Raw genomic sequence first — 15,637 nt, forward strand, 5'->3', positions numbered from 1 at the left:
TCGCCGCAACCGGCTAAGGTGGTTCCATGCGCGCCGCTTTCCCTGAATTCCGCCTCGGCTCGGTGCTGGCGACCAGCTTCACGGGCACACTCTCGGAGCGTCACGGCGACAGCGTGGAGCGCATTCCCACGCCGCAGCGACTCGTCGACTGGCTGGCCGTGTACGGCCTCGCCGTCGACTCCTGCACCACCTCCCAGCTCGGCGTCGCCCGGGAACTGAGGGAGTCGATCCACGCCGTCGCCACAGCGGCCGCGATCCAGGACCCTCTCCCCGCACCTGCCGTCCACGTCATCAACAGCCGCAGTTCACAGGGTCAGGCGGCGGCCGTCCTGACGCACGAGGGCAAGCGGAGATGGCAGCTCAGCCCGGATTGCCGCGTGGAGGACGCTCTCAGCGTGATCGCCGCCGACGCGATCAGCGTCATCTCGGGCGAACGAGACGGAAGACTGGCCCTGTGCGCCTCACCGACCTGTCGAGCCGCCTTCTTCGACACCAGCCGGAGCCGCACCCGAAAGTGGTGCGACATGAACACGTGCGGCAACCGTCAGAAAAAAGCGCGCTTCAACGCCAACCAGCACAGCCGCAACGGATCAGCTGAGTGAGCGGATCGTCCACGGCGTGCGGCACCGGACATGCGCGGTGAGCCAGGTGTTCGATGGCTCGTGGGCGTCGGACCTGCCGTGCCGCTCGGCCGGGGGTCCGACGTCTGCCGTCACCGGCTCACCCTCGGAGCCACGACCCCTGGGCCACGAACGCAGCAACCGGTAACCCCATCCGTTCCCACCGCTCCTCCGTGACTCGTGCGGGCCACTGACGCCGCGCGACCCGATCCGGTGGGCCTGCGACGACCGGCCACCGGCCCGGCAGACGCTGAACCACAAGGTCCTCTCCGCCGTCCCGCAGGGGGTCAGCCACGCTCCCGGCGCAACTGGACCACGCCGTCCCTGCGGCACACCCGCTTGAACGAATCCTCCGCGAACAACCCGCCGGTGCCACACGAGCCGCCCCGGCCGCGACCCTGAGCCGGCCTCCCCGCTACCGAGGTGAACCGGGCACAGAAGGTCCCCTACCATCTCGCCCCGTTCCCTTGTCCGCCCATTTCCGGTGACCACTCATTTGAGTAGTCATCAGTCGCTACGTCGCTTTTCGTCGATCCACCATGATCATGATGGACCACGTCGGGCCGGATCGGGTGGCCGCAGGAGCTGCACCGACAACGCCGCAAGCAGCGATCTGGACTGCTTGCCGCCCCATCACCGGCTGACGGCTCAGGGCAGGAGCCCTGGGCGGGAGCGACTGCGAGGAAGTGGCTGTGCACCTGACCCCCCACGAACAGGAACGCCTGATGATGCACGTGGCGGCGGACGTCGCGGAGAGGCGTCGAGCCCGCGGAGTGCGGCTCAACTACCCCGAGGCGATGGCGCTGTTGATCGTCCACGTCCTGGAGGGGGCCCGGGACGGCAAAACCGTCGCCGAACTCATGTCCTCCGGACGGAAGGTGCTGTCCCGGGAGGAGGTGATGGAGGGCGTGCCGGAAATGATCGAGAACGTACAGGTGGAGGCGACGTTCCCCGACGGCACCAAGCTGGTCACCATCCACGGCCCCTTCCCTGAAGTGGGGGACGAGGAACCGGTCGTCTCCCCGGGGAGGGTTGACTTCTCCGCACGGCCGGGCGACGAGGTGGTGGTCTTCAACGAATGTCACCGGCAGCTGGGCCAGGTGACGAAGCTGACTGTCGAGAACCCGACCGACCGCCCCATTCAGGTCGGCTCCCACTATCACTTCGCCGAAGCCAACGACGGGCTGACCTTCGCCCGCAAACAGGCGTGGGGTCTCCGTCTGAACGTACCGGCCGGCAGCTCCGTACGCTTCGAACCCGGCATCACCGAAGAGGTCGAGCTCGTGCCCATCGAGGGTGCACGTGTCGTCCACGGTCTGCGGGACAAGGTCAGAGGCCTGCCGGAGAAGATCAAAGGCTCGCTCGACGACGTCAAAGGTTCTTTCGACACGGAGCGGGTGTGAGTCTCATGGCACAGTGCCCCGATTGTTCCTGCTGCCAGGACGGGCCGAAGCCCTCCGATCCGCTGCCCCGCGCCGCCTACGCCGACCGGTTCGGCCCGACCACCCGCGACTGCATCCGCCTTGCCGACACGGCCTTGCGGATCAAGATCGAGGACGACTGGTCGGGGGGCCCGGGGCGCAGCGGCAACGAGATGGTCTTCGGCGGCGGCAAGGTGATCCGTGAGTCGATGGGCCAGTCCGTCGTGCCACGTGACCCGGGGAAGGGGAAATCCGGAAGGTCTGCCGTCGCCCCCGGCGCGGTGCCTCCGGACACGGTCGTCACCGGTGTGGTCATCCTGGATCACTGGGGCGTGGTCAAGGCGGATGTGGCCATCCGCGACGGGCGCATCGTCGCGCTCGGCAAGGCGTACAACCCGGAGACGATGGACCCTCTGCATGAGGAGGGCGCTCGCCACAACGGAATCGGCCCCAGGCCCACCGACTTCGTGATCGGTCCGGACACCGAGGTCATCTCGGGCAAGGGCAGGATCCTCACCGCCGGCGGGATCGACACCCACGTCCACTTCATCTGCCCCGACCAGGTCCATGAAGCGCTCGCCGCAGGTGTCACCACGCTCATCGGCGGCGGTACCGGACCGGCGGAGGGCAGCACCGCCACGACAGTCACGCCGGGCTCCTGGCACATCGATCGCATGTTCGAGGCATTGGACGCCTTCCCGGTCAACATCGGCCTGCTCGGCAAAGGCGCCACCATGTCGAAGGAGTCGATGCTCGACCAGGTGGACGCCGGCGTCATCGGACTCAAGATCCACGAGGACTGGGGGGCCACCCCGGCCGTCATCAAGAAGTGTCTGGAGGTCTGCAAGGAGACCGGGGTACAGCTGGCCCTGCACGCCGACTCGCTGAACGAGGCCGGCTTCGTCCAGGACACCATCGACGCGATCGACGGCCGATCCATCCACATCTTCCACGTCGAGGGCGCCGGCGGCGGCCACGCCCCGGACATGATCAAGATGGTGAGTGAGCCGAACGTACTGCCCGCCTCGACCAACCCCACCCGGCCGCTGACCGTCAACACGGTCAAGGAGCACTTCGACATGGTGATGGTCTGCCATCACCTCAACCCGAAGGTCGAGGAGGACCTGGCTTTCGCGGACTCCCGGATCCGGCCCTCCACCATGGCCGCAGAGGACATCCTCCACGATCTCGGCGCCATCTCCATCATGTCCTCGGACGCGCAGGCCATGGGCCGCATCGGTGAGATGATCATGCGTACCTGGCAGACCGCGCACGTCATGAAGGCACGCCGCGGCTTCCTGGAAGAAGACCAGCGCCCGGGCGACCCGGAAGCGGAGCCGAAGGGCGGGAAGAGCACAGGCAGGGCCACGGCGGATACGACGCCACAGGCCGAGCCGCCCCTGGCTGACAACCGGCGCGCCCGCCGGTACGTCGCCAAGTACACCATCAACCCGGCCCTCGCCCAAGGCATCGACTCCGTCGTCGGGTCGGTGGAGACCGGCAAGCTGGCCGACCTGGTGCTGTGGGAACCGAAGTTCTTCGGGGTCAAGCCGCACATGGTCATCAAGGGCGGACAGATCGCTTACGCCCAGGTCGGCGACGCCAACGCGTCGATCCCCACGCCCCAGCCGGTCCTGCCACGCCCGATGTGGGGAGCCACGGGCCTGGCCCCCGGGTCCCTCTCCTACAACTTCGTCACCGAGCGGGCGATCAAGAACGGTGTGTCCAAGGGGCGCAGGCTGAGCAAGCAGTTCAAGGCGATCACGGACACGCGTGCCATCAAGAAGGCGGACATGAAGGAGAACAGTGCCACCCCCACCGTCCGGATCGATCCCGACACCTACGAGGTCATCGTCGGCGGAGCGAAGGTGACGGACGTGACGACGTTCGTCGACGGGCAGATCGTCGACCGGGCCTACGTCTCCGAGCTTCCCATGGCGCAGCGCTACTTCCTGTTCTGAGCGACGCCCGGCTCCGCCCGCTCCGAACCATCGACAAGAGGAACCAACGATGAACTGTGCCGCGCTGCTCCTCCTGGCCGACGGACGGTTCCCCGCCGGGGGACACGCGCATTCCGGCGGGGCCGAATCAGCTGTGGCGGCTGGGCAGATCAAGGACGCCGACGCGCTGGAGGAGTTCTGCCGGGGACGGCTGCACACCGCCGGGCTGGTCGCGGCGGCACTGGCTGCCGCAGCCGCCGCAGGGCACGATCCGCTGGCACTGGACCGGGCCGCCGACGCCCGCACCCCGGTGGTCGCCCTACGCGACACGGCCCGCAAGCTGGGCCGGCAGATGATGCGAGCGGCTCGTGCCACCTGGCCGTCGGCCGAGCTCGACGCGCTCGCCGCGGCCCGGCCGCGGGGCGCACACCAGCCGGTGGTACTGGGCCTTGCCGCCAGGTCCGCCGGACTCGCACCACTGGATGCCGCATACGCGGCGGTCTACGAAACGGTCAGCGGACCCGCCACGGCGACGGTCCGGCTCCTGAGCCTGGACCCGTTCGACGCCACCGCGGTACTCGCGCGGCTGGCGGCGGACCTCGACGACGTCGCCGCAACCGCCACGACCGCGGCCCAGCGCGTCCTCCACGAGGGAACTGACGCCCTGCCCGCCGCGTCCGCGCCGCTGCTGGACATCGGCGCCCAACAGCACGCCACCCGACCGGCACGCCTCTTCGCCTCCTGACCTCCCGCTACGAGAAACGACACAGGGACATCACGTGCACCTCGACCACGACCTCGACCTCGACGACAAGTTCCCCCACCGCCACACCTACAGCGCACCCGCCCGATCGCGGGACGACGGTACACGGCGCGCTCTGCGCGTCGGACTGGGCGGCCCTGTGGGTTCCGGCAAGACCGCCACCGTCGCAGCCCTGTGCCGGGCCCTGCGCACCGAAGTGTCCATCGCCGTGGTGACCAACGACATCTACACGCGTGAGGACGCCGATTTCCTGCTCCGGCAAGCGGTCCTGCCGCCCGAGCGGATCCAGGCCGTCGAGACCGGGGCCTGTCCGCACACCGCGATCCGCGACGACATCTCCGCCAACCTCGAAGCCGTCGAAGACCTGGAAGAAGCGACCGGCCCCCTCGACCTGGTCCTGGTGGAATCCGGCGGAGACAACCTCACCGCCACCTTCTCCAGAGGGCTGGTGGACGCTCAGATCTTCATCATCGACGTCGCGGGCGGCGACGACATCCCCCGCAAGGGCGGTCCGGGCGTCACCACCGCCGATCTCCTCGTCGTCAACAAAACCGACCTGGCCCCCTATGTCGGCTCGGACGTGGAAGCCATGGCGCGCGACGCGAAGGCCCAGCGGGGGGAGCTCCCCGTCGCCTTCACCTCCCTCAAGGAGGAAGGCGGCGTCAAACCCGTCGCGGACTGGGTCCGCGAACGCCTCACCGACTGGGCCACGGCCTCGGCATGACACTCGCCACCGCACCCGCCGTGCAGGCCGGCCACGGCACAGCCGGCATCGGCGTACGAGCCACGGCGCGTATCGTCGCCGCCGCGACGCGGGGCGTCACCGTGCTGCCTCTCCTGGATGGCGACGGGCCCTTCGAATTCCGGCGTCTGCGCTCACGGGGCGCCGAAGCGCGGGTCTGCATCGTCGGCGCCATGAGTGCCCCCCTGGGTGGCGACCGCCTGCGCATCGAGGCCACCGCCCAGGAGGGCTCTGCCCTCCACGTCACCTCCGCCGCCGCCACCCTCGCCCTGCGGGGCCCCACCACCGCACACGCCAGCTACGACGTCCACCTGACCGTGGCGGACCACGCGGATCTCAGATGGCTGCCCAAGCCCCTGATCAGCGCCGCCGGCAGCAATCTGCGGCAGACATGGACCATCGACCTCGCCCCCACCGCACGGCTCCTCCTGCGTGAGGAGCAGGTCCTCGGACGCACAGGTGAACCACCCGGCCACATCACCACCAGGCTGACCGTCCGCCGGGGCGGAGACGTGCTCCTCGACCAGGCAACGGACTACGGCCCGGGAGCCCACGGCTGGGACGGCCCAGCCGTCCTCGCCCACCACCGGGCAACCGGCCAGGTCCTCATCGTCGACCCCGCCTACGACACAGAACCGCCGCCGCCCCGGACCCATACGGACGCCCCGGAAGACGGACTGGCGGTACTCACCCCCCTCGCCGGCCCCGCCGCCCTCATCACCGCCGTCGCCCCCGATGGTCTGCGCCTACGCCACCTCCTCGACGCCGCCCACACCACGCACCCATCCCGCTGATCCGGTCCCCGCCCCGTCCCTCCACAGCGGTGCCGGGCGGCGGGGCCTCTGCTCCGGACCAGGGTGGGGGCGGGTGCCTCGGGTACGGCCAGGGTGGCAATAGGGGGCGATGCAGTCCTGGAGCCCATCTGTTCAGCACGAGCTGCGCCGTCTGCTCAGTGAGTGGGACCCGATCGGCGTCGCCGACGACGTGCAGGACGAGTACGACTGCATGCTCGCCCCCATGCTTCAGCGGCTCCGGGACGGTGCCGACGAGACGGAGATCGGTGAATACCTGCGGCGCGAGACGAAGGAGCACTTCGGTCTCGACCCTCTTGGCGCGCGACCGGAAGCGATGGCTGTCCGAGTGATCGCCTGGTGGACAGCTGCCGGGAAGGCCGATGGTGACCGGGCGTAGCCGTTCCTTCCCGAATTAAGGTGTTCGTGGGTTCAGGTGTGTCGTTGACGCATGCTCAGTGAGATCGTGATCGTTTCATCCTGAATCCGCAGGTCACGGGGTTGGCGTGGGGCGGAACTGACTGGCTCGTGCCGGTCAGGAGCGTGATCATCGCGGCGAGATCGTTCGTCACCGCTGGACTTCGATGCTGGCGAGGACGAGGAGGGCCCACAGGAGGGCGGTCGCGTGGCGGGTGAACAGCATCTGCCCACTCCCCGAAGCCCGCCTCTGCGGCCTCCAGCCGAGCCAGCCGCCCTTCGACATCGTCCAGCTCTTTGCGCAACACTCCTGCACGTTCCTCCAGCTCGAGCCGCTGCTGCACCGTCCATGTCAGCACATCTGTCATGCGGCGGAACCTACGCGGCCGGCCGCCGAGCCCGCCCCGGAACGCCGAGCCCCAGCCCGTCAGTCAGAACTCACGCCAGGATCTGCGGCTTCAGGATGGAAATTGATCATCGGCGCAGACGTCTGGACAGCCTTCGGCAGCCCTCCCCGTTGCAGAGGTGCATCGAACCTGGTCACGGGGCCTGGAAATTGGTCACGGGTAGCGCCTCACCCAGCCGAGTGGCGGCCAAGTCGTCGTGGCGGATCACGAAACTCGTGTAGTACTCCTCGTGGACCCGGGCTTCACGGGCGAGCGATATCCATTCGCTCGTCAGCCGGTGCTTTTCCTTCTCCAGGTGGGAATACCATTTCGCGATCGGGATGGCGGGGATCTCACCTGCCTTCTCGCGTCTCGCGAGAGTCTGCTCCGCGATGCTGTTGATCACCTCGTCATCGGCATACCCGCCGATGACGACGAAGGCGCCAGACGGCCAGAGGCCGTAGGCCAGAGCTCGAAGTTCGTCCAGGTGCGGCAGGTCACGCTCCATGTACCGCACCAACTGCTGCTGGAAGGGCGACATGTCCTCCCAATCGAGGTCCTCCCAGTACTCGTGCCAGTCCTCGTCCTCGCCCTCCTGGAGCCAAAGGGGCAGTTCGGCTCTGAGCTCGGCGCAGAGGCCGAGCTGCTCGCGGACACAAACGGAGCTGGGGGCTTCCGCGACCGCGGTTTCAGTGCCGTCCGGTACATACACGACTCGCGCGTACCTCCCGGAACTGTCCCCGTGGTCCATTTCCTGGTCCACGAAGAAGAGCAGCGTCCCGTCCGCCGGCAGGTCGAAGCCGTCGACTCTCGGTAGCGCCCCACAATCGACGGAAAAGAGCAACGGCAACAGAATGTCTTCGGCGGACGGCCACTTCATGCCCATCGGCAGCCGGGGCAACCCACCGAACTGCCCGACCGGAGAACCACCGCCCACCCCGGACAACCCGATCGACAAACGAAGGTGCTGACTGAATCTGCTGATCTCGTCGTCCGGGATGCCCATTTCAAGCGCTACCCGACGAAACTCCCCCTGATGATCCATGCCCATGAAGATAAACCCTTCCCAACCCGGCTGCGCTCGATCATCCACGTCAGCATGTCCACATTGCGCCTCCCCCCGCTGCGGGGCCTACGAGACGCCTCGAGCGGACCTCCCCAGAACCCGCGAACCTGCCCGTGGCAGACGATCACCTGCCAATGATCACGTTCGAGATCAGTACGAGCGCGTCAACCTCCACCCACACCAGCGTCCCGCCCTGCGGATTCAGGGTGTTGACACCTTCCGCGCGGCCGTTGTGGTGCGGGAGGGTGAGACTGGCCTCGACCGTGGCGGGATCGAGTTCGAGGCCGTTCACGAAGGCGTGCAGGTGCGGTGGATCGGCAGCGCGGACGGCTACGGTGTGCGTCCCGTGGTATTCGCCATCTGGGCGGAGCACTCACCAGGGTCTCCCCGAACCTGACCGAAGCCTTCGTTGTCCCGGAGGCCACGGGGTTGTCGGTGGCGGGAACTACAGTCGCCGGTGTGACGGATAGTGAGCTTCGAGAAATGCTGTTTCCCTTCCGAACACGGGCAGTTGAGGAGGGGTACCCGTGGGAGGACATCGACCCGCTGCCGGCCGAGGAGGTGGGACGGTGGATCGGCCACGTCCGGCCTTGCGCAGTCCTCACCGGTGGCGGAGACGGGCCGGTCGCCGGCAGGTTCGGCGGGCCGCTGCTGCTGCCCGCCGAGATCCAGGACCCTGAGCACCCGTACCTCGCGTCCGTCGACTTCGCCGTGCTGCCGAAGGACGCGACGGACCTCCCTCTGCCGCCCGACGGGCGCCTGCTGCTCTTCGCCTCACTCGATGCAACGGACGGCGACGGCAACTGCGGCCAGGCCATTTATGTCCCGGCCGGCACACCGGTGGAGGAACGCGACAAGAACACCTGGAACGGCTACCCCGGCGATGACTACTACCGGAAGATCGTCGATTCCTACCCGCAGGGCGAGCTGAGAGCTAGAGCCGAACCGGACCTGCCGTACCACTCACTTCCCGGATTCCCGCACGCTGACGAGCTGGTCACTGTCTGGTGCGACGCCTCTGACAGAAGGGGGCATCTACAGATCGGCGGATACGCGGACCAGGAGGACTCCGACCCGGACCCGCTGAAATTTGTCGCGCAGCGCGCCGTGCGTCAGGCAGAGCGGGGGCGGTGGGGCGGCGGTGAGCCGGTGTCGGGCGCTGTCGAGGACTGGGTGCTGCTGGCCCACTGGAACCCGGACATCAGCGGTCGGGAAGGCGCGGACGTGCAGTGGGGAATCCAGCGCGCGGACCTGGCGGCCCGTCGCTTGGACCGCACATTCAGCACCGTCTATTGGAATCCCTAACCGGGCCAGGACAGAACACCTACAGTAATTCGGGTTGTCGGCGCTTGCTGTTGTTGGCGTGTGCGACAGAGTGGGACAAAAGGAACGCGGCCCCGCTAAGCCCCTCACCGGCCGTGCGCTTGGCGGCGATGGCGATGCCGCCCGCGTCCAGGGCCGATCTCTCGTTGCTTCCTGTATCCAGTTCGGCCCCAATGGTCAGGCCAGTCCCGGTCGTTGTGGCGGCGATGGTCTCGAGAACCACTTGGTCGCTGGTCAGACGTCGCCCCCGCCAGTTCGCGGTGATGTCGCAGAACATCCGGTGCTCTATCTTGTTCCACTTCGAAGTCCCCGGCGGTAGGTGACAGACCGTGATCTCCAGGCCGCTCTCTCGTGCGAAGGCGGCCAGATTGCTCTTCCAGGTCCAGCGGCGGGGGTCGTTGGAGCCGCCGGAGTCGGCGGTGATCAGGAGCCGGCCGGCATTCGGGTGGTCCGCCCGTCCGCGGTGCTGCCACCAGCGCGGATGAACTCCACCACGAACTGGGCGGTGTCGTGGTCGGTGCCGACGTTGACCCATCCGGTGTTGTTGGCGATGTCGTAGATCCCGTAGGGAATCGCCATGGGCTGGTCGTTGGTGGTGAACGTGTGGCGGTCGACCTTGATCGCGTTCTTGCCCGGCCGCCAGGTGCGACCGGGCCGGTCACGGTTGCCGAGCCATTCCTTGGCCTTGGTGTCGACGCTGATCACTGGCTGGGCGTCGTTGAGGAACTCGGTGGCGGTGGCATTGAGGTGGGTGAACTGGGCATCACGGTCCGGATGGCTGATGCCCTCTGTTGTCTTCGCCGTTCCCTGCAGGCTGTAGCCCAGGGTGTGCAGCAGGTGGCCGACGGTTGAAGCGCAGATCGGGTGGCCCTGTGTGGTGAGGGTCGAGGCCAGAGCCCGTAACGACAATGGTCCACCGCAGCGAAGAGACGGGGCGCCTCGAGTGTGCGGCTTGATCAGCGACTCCAACGCGGGCAGCAGGCCGGAGTCGCTGTCTGTCAGCCGCTTGCGGCCGGCGCCTGAGGCCCGGACCCGTCGGGTCGGCGAGGAGCAACCGGCCAGCTCGGCAATACCTCGCGCGATAGTGGCAGTGCTGGTTCCAGAGGCAACTACTACCCGGACGATCCCGCCGTGCCCGAGGGCCGTCGCCTCAACGCCCAGGTGCAACCGGCGCCGACGCTCATCGAAGCGCGGCAGGATCTGATCGAACTTAGTTCGCAGAGCACGGGCGGCAGCGCGGCCCGACAGACACGGAGTCATATCTCAGGCTCCCACCAACACCCCTCTACCGAGCCCCATTGATCAGAAACTCATGGGGTTCTCGTCCAGGACGGTGGGTGGGGTGGGCACCACATCCGCACAATAAGGGCGCGGCTAACGTCGCGACCGGGTGGCGATCACCGTGGTGGCCGTGCCCGCCGCCCCGTATAACGTGTACAACAGGCCTTGGCCCAGGAGCTCGCCGCGCTTCACCTCCTGGGCGTACTTGCGCTGGCGATACGTGGCCGTGCCGGTCGAATCGCCGCCGCGGTAATTGTAGTCGAGCACGCAGGTATAGCCCTTCCGCATCTGCCCGGGGTGCTCCTCGCCATCCTCGCCCAGCTGGAGCCACGGGCAGTCCGGGCCGCCGTGGGCCGCCCCGGCCCTCAGCAGGGTGATCACCCCCCACGCTAGCGGGACCACGAAAAATGCGATGAACATTCCGCGCAACCTCATTGCGGCACCTTATTTGATCCGAAACGGTTTGTGTTCTGGGTTGTTGGACGTGTGTGAGCGATCGGGTGGGGGACGCGCGACATCTGTCGCCGTCGGCGTAGGAGGCCCTGCGGTTGTCGGCGGTGGTCGCGTTGGTGGCGGACCGTCCGTCCGCTGAGTGGCCACCTGGCAGCTCCACGCTGCGCCGGAGCAGACAGCCAGTGCTCTTGTCGATCCCCTAGCAGTGGGACAGCGCTTCCAGCCGACATGCTCCGCCGGAAACCGCTCCCGCCCATGCCTCCCAACGGCGTGGGTGCCAAACCTCTGTTCTGCTGGCTCGTTCAGTACGGGAACGGGAATTCGCCTCCCTTATCGGCTCCTCGAGGCGTGAAGCATCGCCTCGATGTCGGCTCGATGAAGGGTGATCCGGAATGGCGGACTGGGTGAAGGTCGCGGGCGGCCTCAGTGCCATCACAGCGGGGTCCAGGACCACGGTATGGGGCGTCAACGCAGGCAGTGCGATCTACCACTACACCAACTACGACGGCTCTCCGTGGATCAACGTTCCCGGAGGGCTGAGTGACATCGGCGCCGCTGCGGACGGCACCGTCTGGGGAGTCAACAGCGGCAACCGGATCTACCGGTACACCGGGGACCATGACGGCGCGAACCCGTGGAAAGGCATCGACGGCAGCCTGGTCCGCATCGACTCGGGCTCCCGGACGAACGTGTGGGGCGTCGACTCCGCCGGTGGCATCTACAGGTACACGAACCACGACGCCAAGCCGTGGATCAAGATCCCCGGATCGTTGAGCGACATCGGCGCCGGCGCGGACGGCACCGTCTGGGGAGTCAACAGCGGCAACCAGATCTACCGGTACACCGGAGATCAGGACCCGTCGGATCCGTGGGCAGACGTCGCGGGCAGCCTGAAGCGGATCGCGGTGGGTTCTCGGACCAACGTGTGGGGCGTCGATCCGGCCGGCAGCATCTACCGCTACACCAACAACGACGCCAGTGGCGCCAACCCGTGGGTCAGGATTCCCGGAACCGCCACCGACATCGCCGCCGGAGCCGACGGCACCGTATGGCACCTCAACACCGCCGGCGAGATCTACCGCTACACCGGCGACCAGCCGAGCTGACCCGTTCCCACCAGGCACAGCGGGCCCTCGACCAGAACGGTCGAGGGCCCGCGCGGACGCCCCCGACGCTCTGCCGGTGATGGGGATCGCCGACGCCGGGTGACGAGCGACCGCGGCAGCAGGGCCTTGAACGGCGTACGCCTCCGGTGGGCCGGGTCATGCGGTCCGGTATCCCGTCGGCGCTCTTCCGCCCGGTGGTGATGTCGGCGACTGCCGTGCTGTCAGCCGTCGCAGAAGGCCTGTCGACCGTGGGCAGGCGCTTTCCGCGCCAGACCAGGGAGTACGGGTATGCGGGGAACGCCGTCCGGACATCTCGCTCGGCATGCTGTGAGCAGCGCGGTGTCGCAGGCTGGGAGTATGAGTGCGCCGATAGTCATCCACCGTCCCTCCCCCAGCGGTGGCCGCCGGGTCACCATCCGCGACCAGATCGCCGGGCTGGCCCACGACGACCGTGACGTGGAGGAGTTCATCCGGCGGGCCGGTCTCCCTGACGCGGGGCGCCTGCTGGATGACCCGGACTGGGTGGAGTGGCGAGGGGGCCGGGCGCACCAGTATCAGGCCGCTTGAGGGCGCTGACCCGACGAGAGGCCTTGTCGCCGGACTGCGGCGCGGACCTGGCTGCGCCGCCGGGCACTCTGCACTATTCAGGGCGCGGTGGCCCCTCCAGCTTTCCGGGACCGTGGGTGAGGGCACGTGGCCGGCTCTGTTCCACGTCGAGAGGGAGGCGCGGGCGCGGTAAGTCGAGTCCCGCCCACCAGCGCCGCCCGTCCGGTGTGGTCTCGACACCGACATCGCGTGGCCCGAGAGCGACAAGGGCGCGCATGTGCCCGGCGTCCCGGAGCACTTGGTCGTCGTCACCCGTCGCCATGTCCTGCCGGTGGCTGATCGCCAGGACCATCACCTGGTCGCGTTCCTCGTCGTCGGCCAGGTGCAGCGAGATGCGCCTGCCGCCGTCCTGCGCGGCCGAGCGGAACAGGAGCTCGACCACCTGCTGAGGGCGGTCGTCCTTCGGTCGGTAGCCCCAGCGGCGAAGTGTGTCCGCGACCTGGCACCCCGCGCGGGCAGCGGCGGCCGGGCTCGGGGTGAACGCCCAGTTCCGGACACTACGGCCTCGGATGATGACCGGGGCGCAGGGCGGGGCCTCCTGCCGCTCCGGTCGGGGGATTTCGACGGGCCTCTTCGGGGGCGGTGGAGTCTTCGGCGGATAGTCGGGGCGGTGCGGCGACACAGCGGCCTCCCGGCGGGAACGGAGGCGTCCATCGTAGGGGCAGGATCGCGGGAGCGGGCGGCTTCGGGCCAATGGCGGACGAGCACCGAACGCTGTGCCCGGACGCGGCCGGCACGAGCGTCGACGGCCTGTGCGCACCGGTTCTGCCGCGCCGTGCTGTCCGCCCCGGCCTCTCCGGCCGCGCGGCGCCCGTGTACAGAATGACGGCTGGACAGGAACAGGAGCCGCCCCACCGGACGGGCCGTTGTGAGCGGGGACGCGCGTGCCCTGGCGAACGCCGCCGACACGCTGGACTGCGACGAGTTCGTGTTCGGGTCGTCGGGCAACGGTGCCGGCATGTCACCGGCGGTACGCCGAATCCTGTGGTTTCCGCCGAGCTCCACCAGCCCATACGGCGCAAGCGCGCCGGGCGCCACCGGTTCCGTCCGGCTGCTTCACCCCGGCTGCCGGATCCCGGACAGAGCCGCCGGGGTGAGTACCTTCTCGGGCGAGCCCTGCCCTGCCAGTCGTCCGTCGCTGAGGAGCAGGCAGGCGTCGGCCGAGCGGGCGGCCTCCAGGTCGTGCGTGGCCTGGACGACGGTCGTCCCGTCGGCGACCAGGTCAGTCAGCAGCGCCGTGATCCGCTCACGGGCTTCGGGGTCGAGCCCGGTGGTCGGCTCGTCCAGGAGCAGGAGGTCGGACTGCTGGGCGAGGCCCTGGGCGATCAGGACGCGCTGGCGTTGCCCGCCGGACAACTCGCCGAGCTGGCGGGCGCCGAGGTCGGCGATGCCAAGTCGTTCCATGGCTGAGTCGACCACCGTCCGGTCCTGTCGGGTCAGCCGCCGCCACAGCCCCCGCTCGCCCCAGCGGCCCATCTCCACGGTCTGCCGCGCCGTGAGGGGGAGGGTGTCTCCGACGGCGCCGCGCTGCGGGACGAAGGCCGGCGGACGGCCTTCTGCGTAGTGGAGTTGTCCGGATGTGGCGTCGATCACGCCGGCGAGGACGCCGAGCAGGGTGGACTTTCCGCTGCCGTTCGGTCCGACGAGCGCCGTCATGGCCAAGCCCGTTATGGAAGCGGTGAGTTGGTGGAGCACCGGACGGCCGGGGTAGCCCGCGTCCAGGTGACTGAACCAGACGCGCTCATGGCTCGGCCGGTCGGCGGGCAGCAGCAGCGGGTGTTTGTTGAACATGATTGTCATTGTAGGGTCCTCGGCATGGAGTGGTTGACGGCCCCCTTCGAGGTGGCCTTTGTGCAGCGGGCCCTGTGGGCCGGAATTCTGGTGTCGGCGATATGTGCCCTCGCGGGTACGTGGGTGGTGCTGAGAGGGATGGCCTTCCTCGGTGACGCCATGTCCCACGGCCTCCTGCCGGGCGTCGCGGCCGCCGCGCTGCTCGGGGGCAACCTGCTGGTGGGGGCGGTGGTGAGTGCGGCCGTCATGACGGCCGGTGTCACCGCCCTCGGCCGCACACCGAGGCTGACCCAGGACACCGGCATCGGCCTGCTCTTCGTCGGCATGCTCTCGCTCGGCGTCATCATCGTGTCGCGCTCGCAGTCGTTCGCCGTGGACCTCACCGGGTTCCTCTTTGGTGACGTCCTCGCCGTACGCGAGAGCGACCTGGTCCTTCTCGGGGCGGCGCTGCTGCTCGCACTGCTCCTCTCCATGCTCAGTCACCGTGCTTTCCTGGCCCTCGCGTTCGACGAGCGGAAGGCGCGGACGCTCGGCCTGCGTCCCGGACTGGCGCACGCCGTGCTGCTCGGCCTGCTGGCCCTCGCCATCGTCGCCTCCTTCCACATCGTGGGTACGCTGCTCGTCCTCGGCCTGCTCATCGCCCCGCCGGCGGCAGCTCTGCCCTGGGCGCGAAATGTCCCCGGCGTCATGGTCCTTGCTGCGGCCTTCGGCGCGGCCGCCACCTTCGGCGGCCTGCTGCTGTCATGGCATCTGAGCACCGCGGCCGGCGCGACCGTCTCGGCCCTCGCCGTCAGCCTCTTCTTCCTGTCCCGCCTGGCATCCGGGTTCCGGCACCGACGTCACGCACGACGCGCCGGTCTCCACGCTCATGCCGCCGGCTTCCACTCGCATGCCCCCACGACCCGCCCGAACGAGATGTGAGGCGATCTCC

Annotated in this window: 17 protein-coding genes and 2 pseudogenes; 12 read left to right on the plus strand and 7 right to left on the minus strand. The window is 68.5% G+C overall.

The window, feature by feature from the left end:
• The first annotated feature begins 26 nt into the window (after nucleotides 1–26).
• The 7 genes from ACHFIV_RS12845 (at nucleotide 27) to ACHFIV_RS12875 (ending at nucleotide 6,677) form a co-directional block, all read left to right on the plus strand.
• Nucleotides 27–602, plus strand: coding sequence for a CGNR zinc finger domain-containing protein (locus ACHFIV_RS12845; RefSeq protein ID WP_398967110.1), 576 nt, complete (start codon nucleotides 27–29; stop codon nucleotides 600–602).
• A 710-nt stretch (nucleotides 603–1,312) separates the two neighbouring features.
• The gene (locus tag ACHFIV_RS12850) at nucleotides 1,313–2,023 is read left to right on the plus strand and encodes an urease subunit gamma (protein ID WP_398967113.1); all 711 of its coding nucleotides are present in this window, start codon (nucleotides 1,313–1,315) and stop codon (nucleotides 2,021–2,023) included.
• 5 nt (nucleotides 2,024–2,028) lie between these two features.
• On the plus strand, nucleotides 2,029–4,002 hold the full coding sequence (locus tag ACHFIV_RS12855) for an urease subunit alpha (RefSeq protein WP_398968189.1): 1,974 nt from the start codon (nucleotides 2,029–2,031) through the stop codon (nucleotides 4,000–4,002).
• Between the two features lie 49 nt (nucleotides 4,003–4,051).
• On the plus strand, nucleotides 4,052–4,726 hold the full coding sequence (locus ACHFIV_RS12860; RefSeq protein ID WP_398967115.1) for an urease accessory protein UreF: 675 nt from the start codon (nucleotides 4,052–4,054) through the stop codon (nucleotides 4,724–4,726).
• A 34-nt stretch (nucleotides 4,727–4,760) separates the two neighbouring features.
• On the plus strand, nucleotides 4,761–5,468 hold the full coding sequence (ureG, locus tag ACHFIV_RS12865) for an urease accessory protein UreG (RefSeq protein WP_398967118.1): 708 nt from the start codon (nucleotides 4,761–4,763) through the stop codon (nucleotides 5,466–5,468).
• Nucleotides 5,465–6,280, plus strand: a complete 816-nt coding sequence (locus ACHFIV_RS12870) for an urease accessory protein UreD (RefSeq protein ID WP_398967121.1) — start codon at nucleotides 5,465–5,467, stop codon at nucleotides 6,278–6,280. The genes ureG and ACHFIV_RS12870 overlap by 4 nt, the downstream gene beginning before the upstream one ends.
• A gap of 109 nt (nucleotides 6,281–6,389) precedes the next feature.
• Complete coding sequence (locus tag ACHFIV_RS12875) at nucleotides 6,390–6,677, plus strand: hypothetical protein (protein WP_398967124.1); 288 nt, start codon at nucleotides 6,390–6,392, stop codon at nucleotides 6,675–6,677.
• A gap of 55 nt (nucleotides 6,678–6,732) precedes the next feature.
• Here the strand turns inward: ACHFIV_RS12875 and ACHFIV_RS12880 are convergent, their stop codons facing one another.
• The 3 genes from ACHFIV_RS12880 to ACHFIV_RS12890 all read right to left on the minus strand — a co-directional run bounded on the left by ACHFIV_RS12880 (nucleotide 6,733) and on the right by ACHFIV_RS12890 (nucleotide 8,519).
• Entirely contained in the window at nucleotides 6,733–7,062 is a 330-nt protein-coding gene (locus ACHFIV_RS12880; RefSeq protein WP_398967127.1) for a hypothetical protein, read from the minus strand.
• A gap of 172 nt (nucleotides 7,063–7,234) precedes the next feature.
• A complete protein-coding gene (locus ACHFIV_RS12885) occupies nucleotides 7,235–8,173 on the minus strand; it encodes a DUF1963 domain-containing protein (protein WP_398967130.1) in 939 nt (312 codons plus the stop codon).
• Nucleotides 8,174–8,270: 97 nt separating this feature from the next.
• The gene (locus ACHFIV_RS12890) at nucleotides 8,271–8,519 is read right to left on the minus strand and encodes a hypothetical protein (protein WP_398968259.1); all 249 of its coding nucleotides are present in this window, start codon (nucleotides 8,517–8,519) and stop codon (nucleotides 8,271–8,273) included.
• A 110-nt stretch (nucleotides 8,520–8,629) separates the two neighbouring features.
• Here ACHFIV_RS12890 and ACHFIV_RS12895 point away from each other — a divergent pair, with 110 nt between their 5' ends.
• Nucleotides 8,630–9,451 carry a DUF1963 domain-containing protein gene (locus ACHFIV_RS12895; protein ID WP_398967133.1) on the plus strand — a complete coding sequence of 274 codons (822 nt, stop codon included), beginning with the start codon at nucleotides 8,630–8,632 and terminating at the stop codon, nucleotides 9,449–9,451.
• 19 nt (nucleotides 9,452–9,470) lie between these two features.
• Here ACHFIV_RS12895 and ACHFIV_RS12900 read toward each other — a convergent pair.
• Nucleotides 9,471–10,729: pseudogene (locus tag ACHFIV_RS12900) on the minus strand (ISAzo13 family transposase).
• A 114-nt stretch (nucleotides 10,730–10,843) separates the two neighbouring features.
• A complete protein-coding gene (locus ACHFIV_RS12905; RefSeq protein WP_398967135.1) occupies nucleotides 10,844–11,170 on the minus strand; it encodes a hypothetical protein in 327 nt (108 codons plus the stop codon).
• A 425-nt stretch (nucleotides 11,171–11,595) separates the two neighbouring features.
• Between ACHFIV_RS12905 and ACHFIV_RS12910 the strand changes: the two genes are divergently transcribed.
• The 3 genes and pseudogenes from ACHFIV_RS12910 (at nucleotide 11,596) to ACHFIV_RS12920 (ending at nucleotide 12,876) form a co-directional block, all read left to right on the plus strand.
• Nucleotides 11,596–12,309, plus strand: coding sequence for a tectonin domain-containing protein (locus tag ACHFIV_RS12910; protein ID WP_398967138.1), 714 nt, complete (start codon nucleotides 11,596–11,598; stop codon nucleotides 12,307–12,309).
• 214 nt (nucleotides 12,310–12,523) lie between these two features.
• Nucleotides 12,524–12,640, plus strand: a pseudogene (locus tag ACHFIV_RS12915) (hypothetical protein); the annotation flags it as partial.
• Nucleotides 12,641–12,666: 26 nt separating this feature from the next.
• Nucleotides 12,667–12,876, plus strand: a complete 210-nt coding sequence (locus ACHFIV_RS12920) for a hypothetical protein (RefSeq protein ID WP_398967140.1) — start codon at nucleotides 12,667–12,669, stop codon at nucleotides 12,874–12,876.
• Between the two features lie 73 nt (nucleotides 12,877–12,949).
• Here ACHFIV_RS12920 and ACHFIV_RS12925 read toward each other — a convergent pair whose 3' ends face one another.
• Together ACHFIV_RS12925 and aztA are read right to left on the minus strand one after the other, a co-directional pair.
• Nucleotides 12,950–13,297 carry a hypothetical protein gene (locus ACHFIV_RS12925; protein WP_398967142.1) on the minus strand — a complete coding sequence of 116 codons (348 nt, stop codon included), beginning with the start codon at nucleotides 13,295–13,297 and terminating at the stop codon, nucleotides 12,950–12,952.
• Between the two features lie 674 nt (nucleotides 13,298–13,971).
• A complete protein-coding gene (gene aztA / locus ACHFIV_RS12930; RefSeq protein WP_398967144.1) occupies nucleotides 13,972–14,715 on the minus strand; it encodes a zinc ABC transporter ATP-binding protein AztA in 744 nt (247 codons plus the stop codon).
• Nucleotides 14,716–14,730: 15 nt separating this feature from the next.
• Between aztA and aztB the strand changes: the two genes are divergently transcribed.
• Complete coding sequence (gene aztB, locus ACHFIV_RS12935) at nucleotides 14,731–15,627, plus strand: zinc ABC transporter permease AztB (RefSeq protein WP_398967146.1); 897 nt, start codon at nucleotides 14,731–14,733, stop codon at nucleotides 15,625–15,627.
• Nucleotides 15,628–15,637: the final 10 nt, after the last annotated feature.

Origin of the sequence: Streptomyces sp. ALB3 (assembly GCF_044385685.1) — a bacterium.
GTDB lineage: Bacteria > Actinomycetota > Actinomycetes > Streptomycetales > Streptomycetaceae > Streptomyces.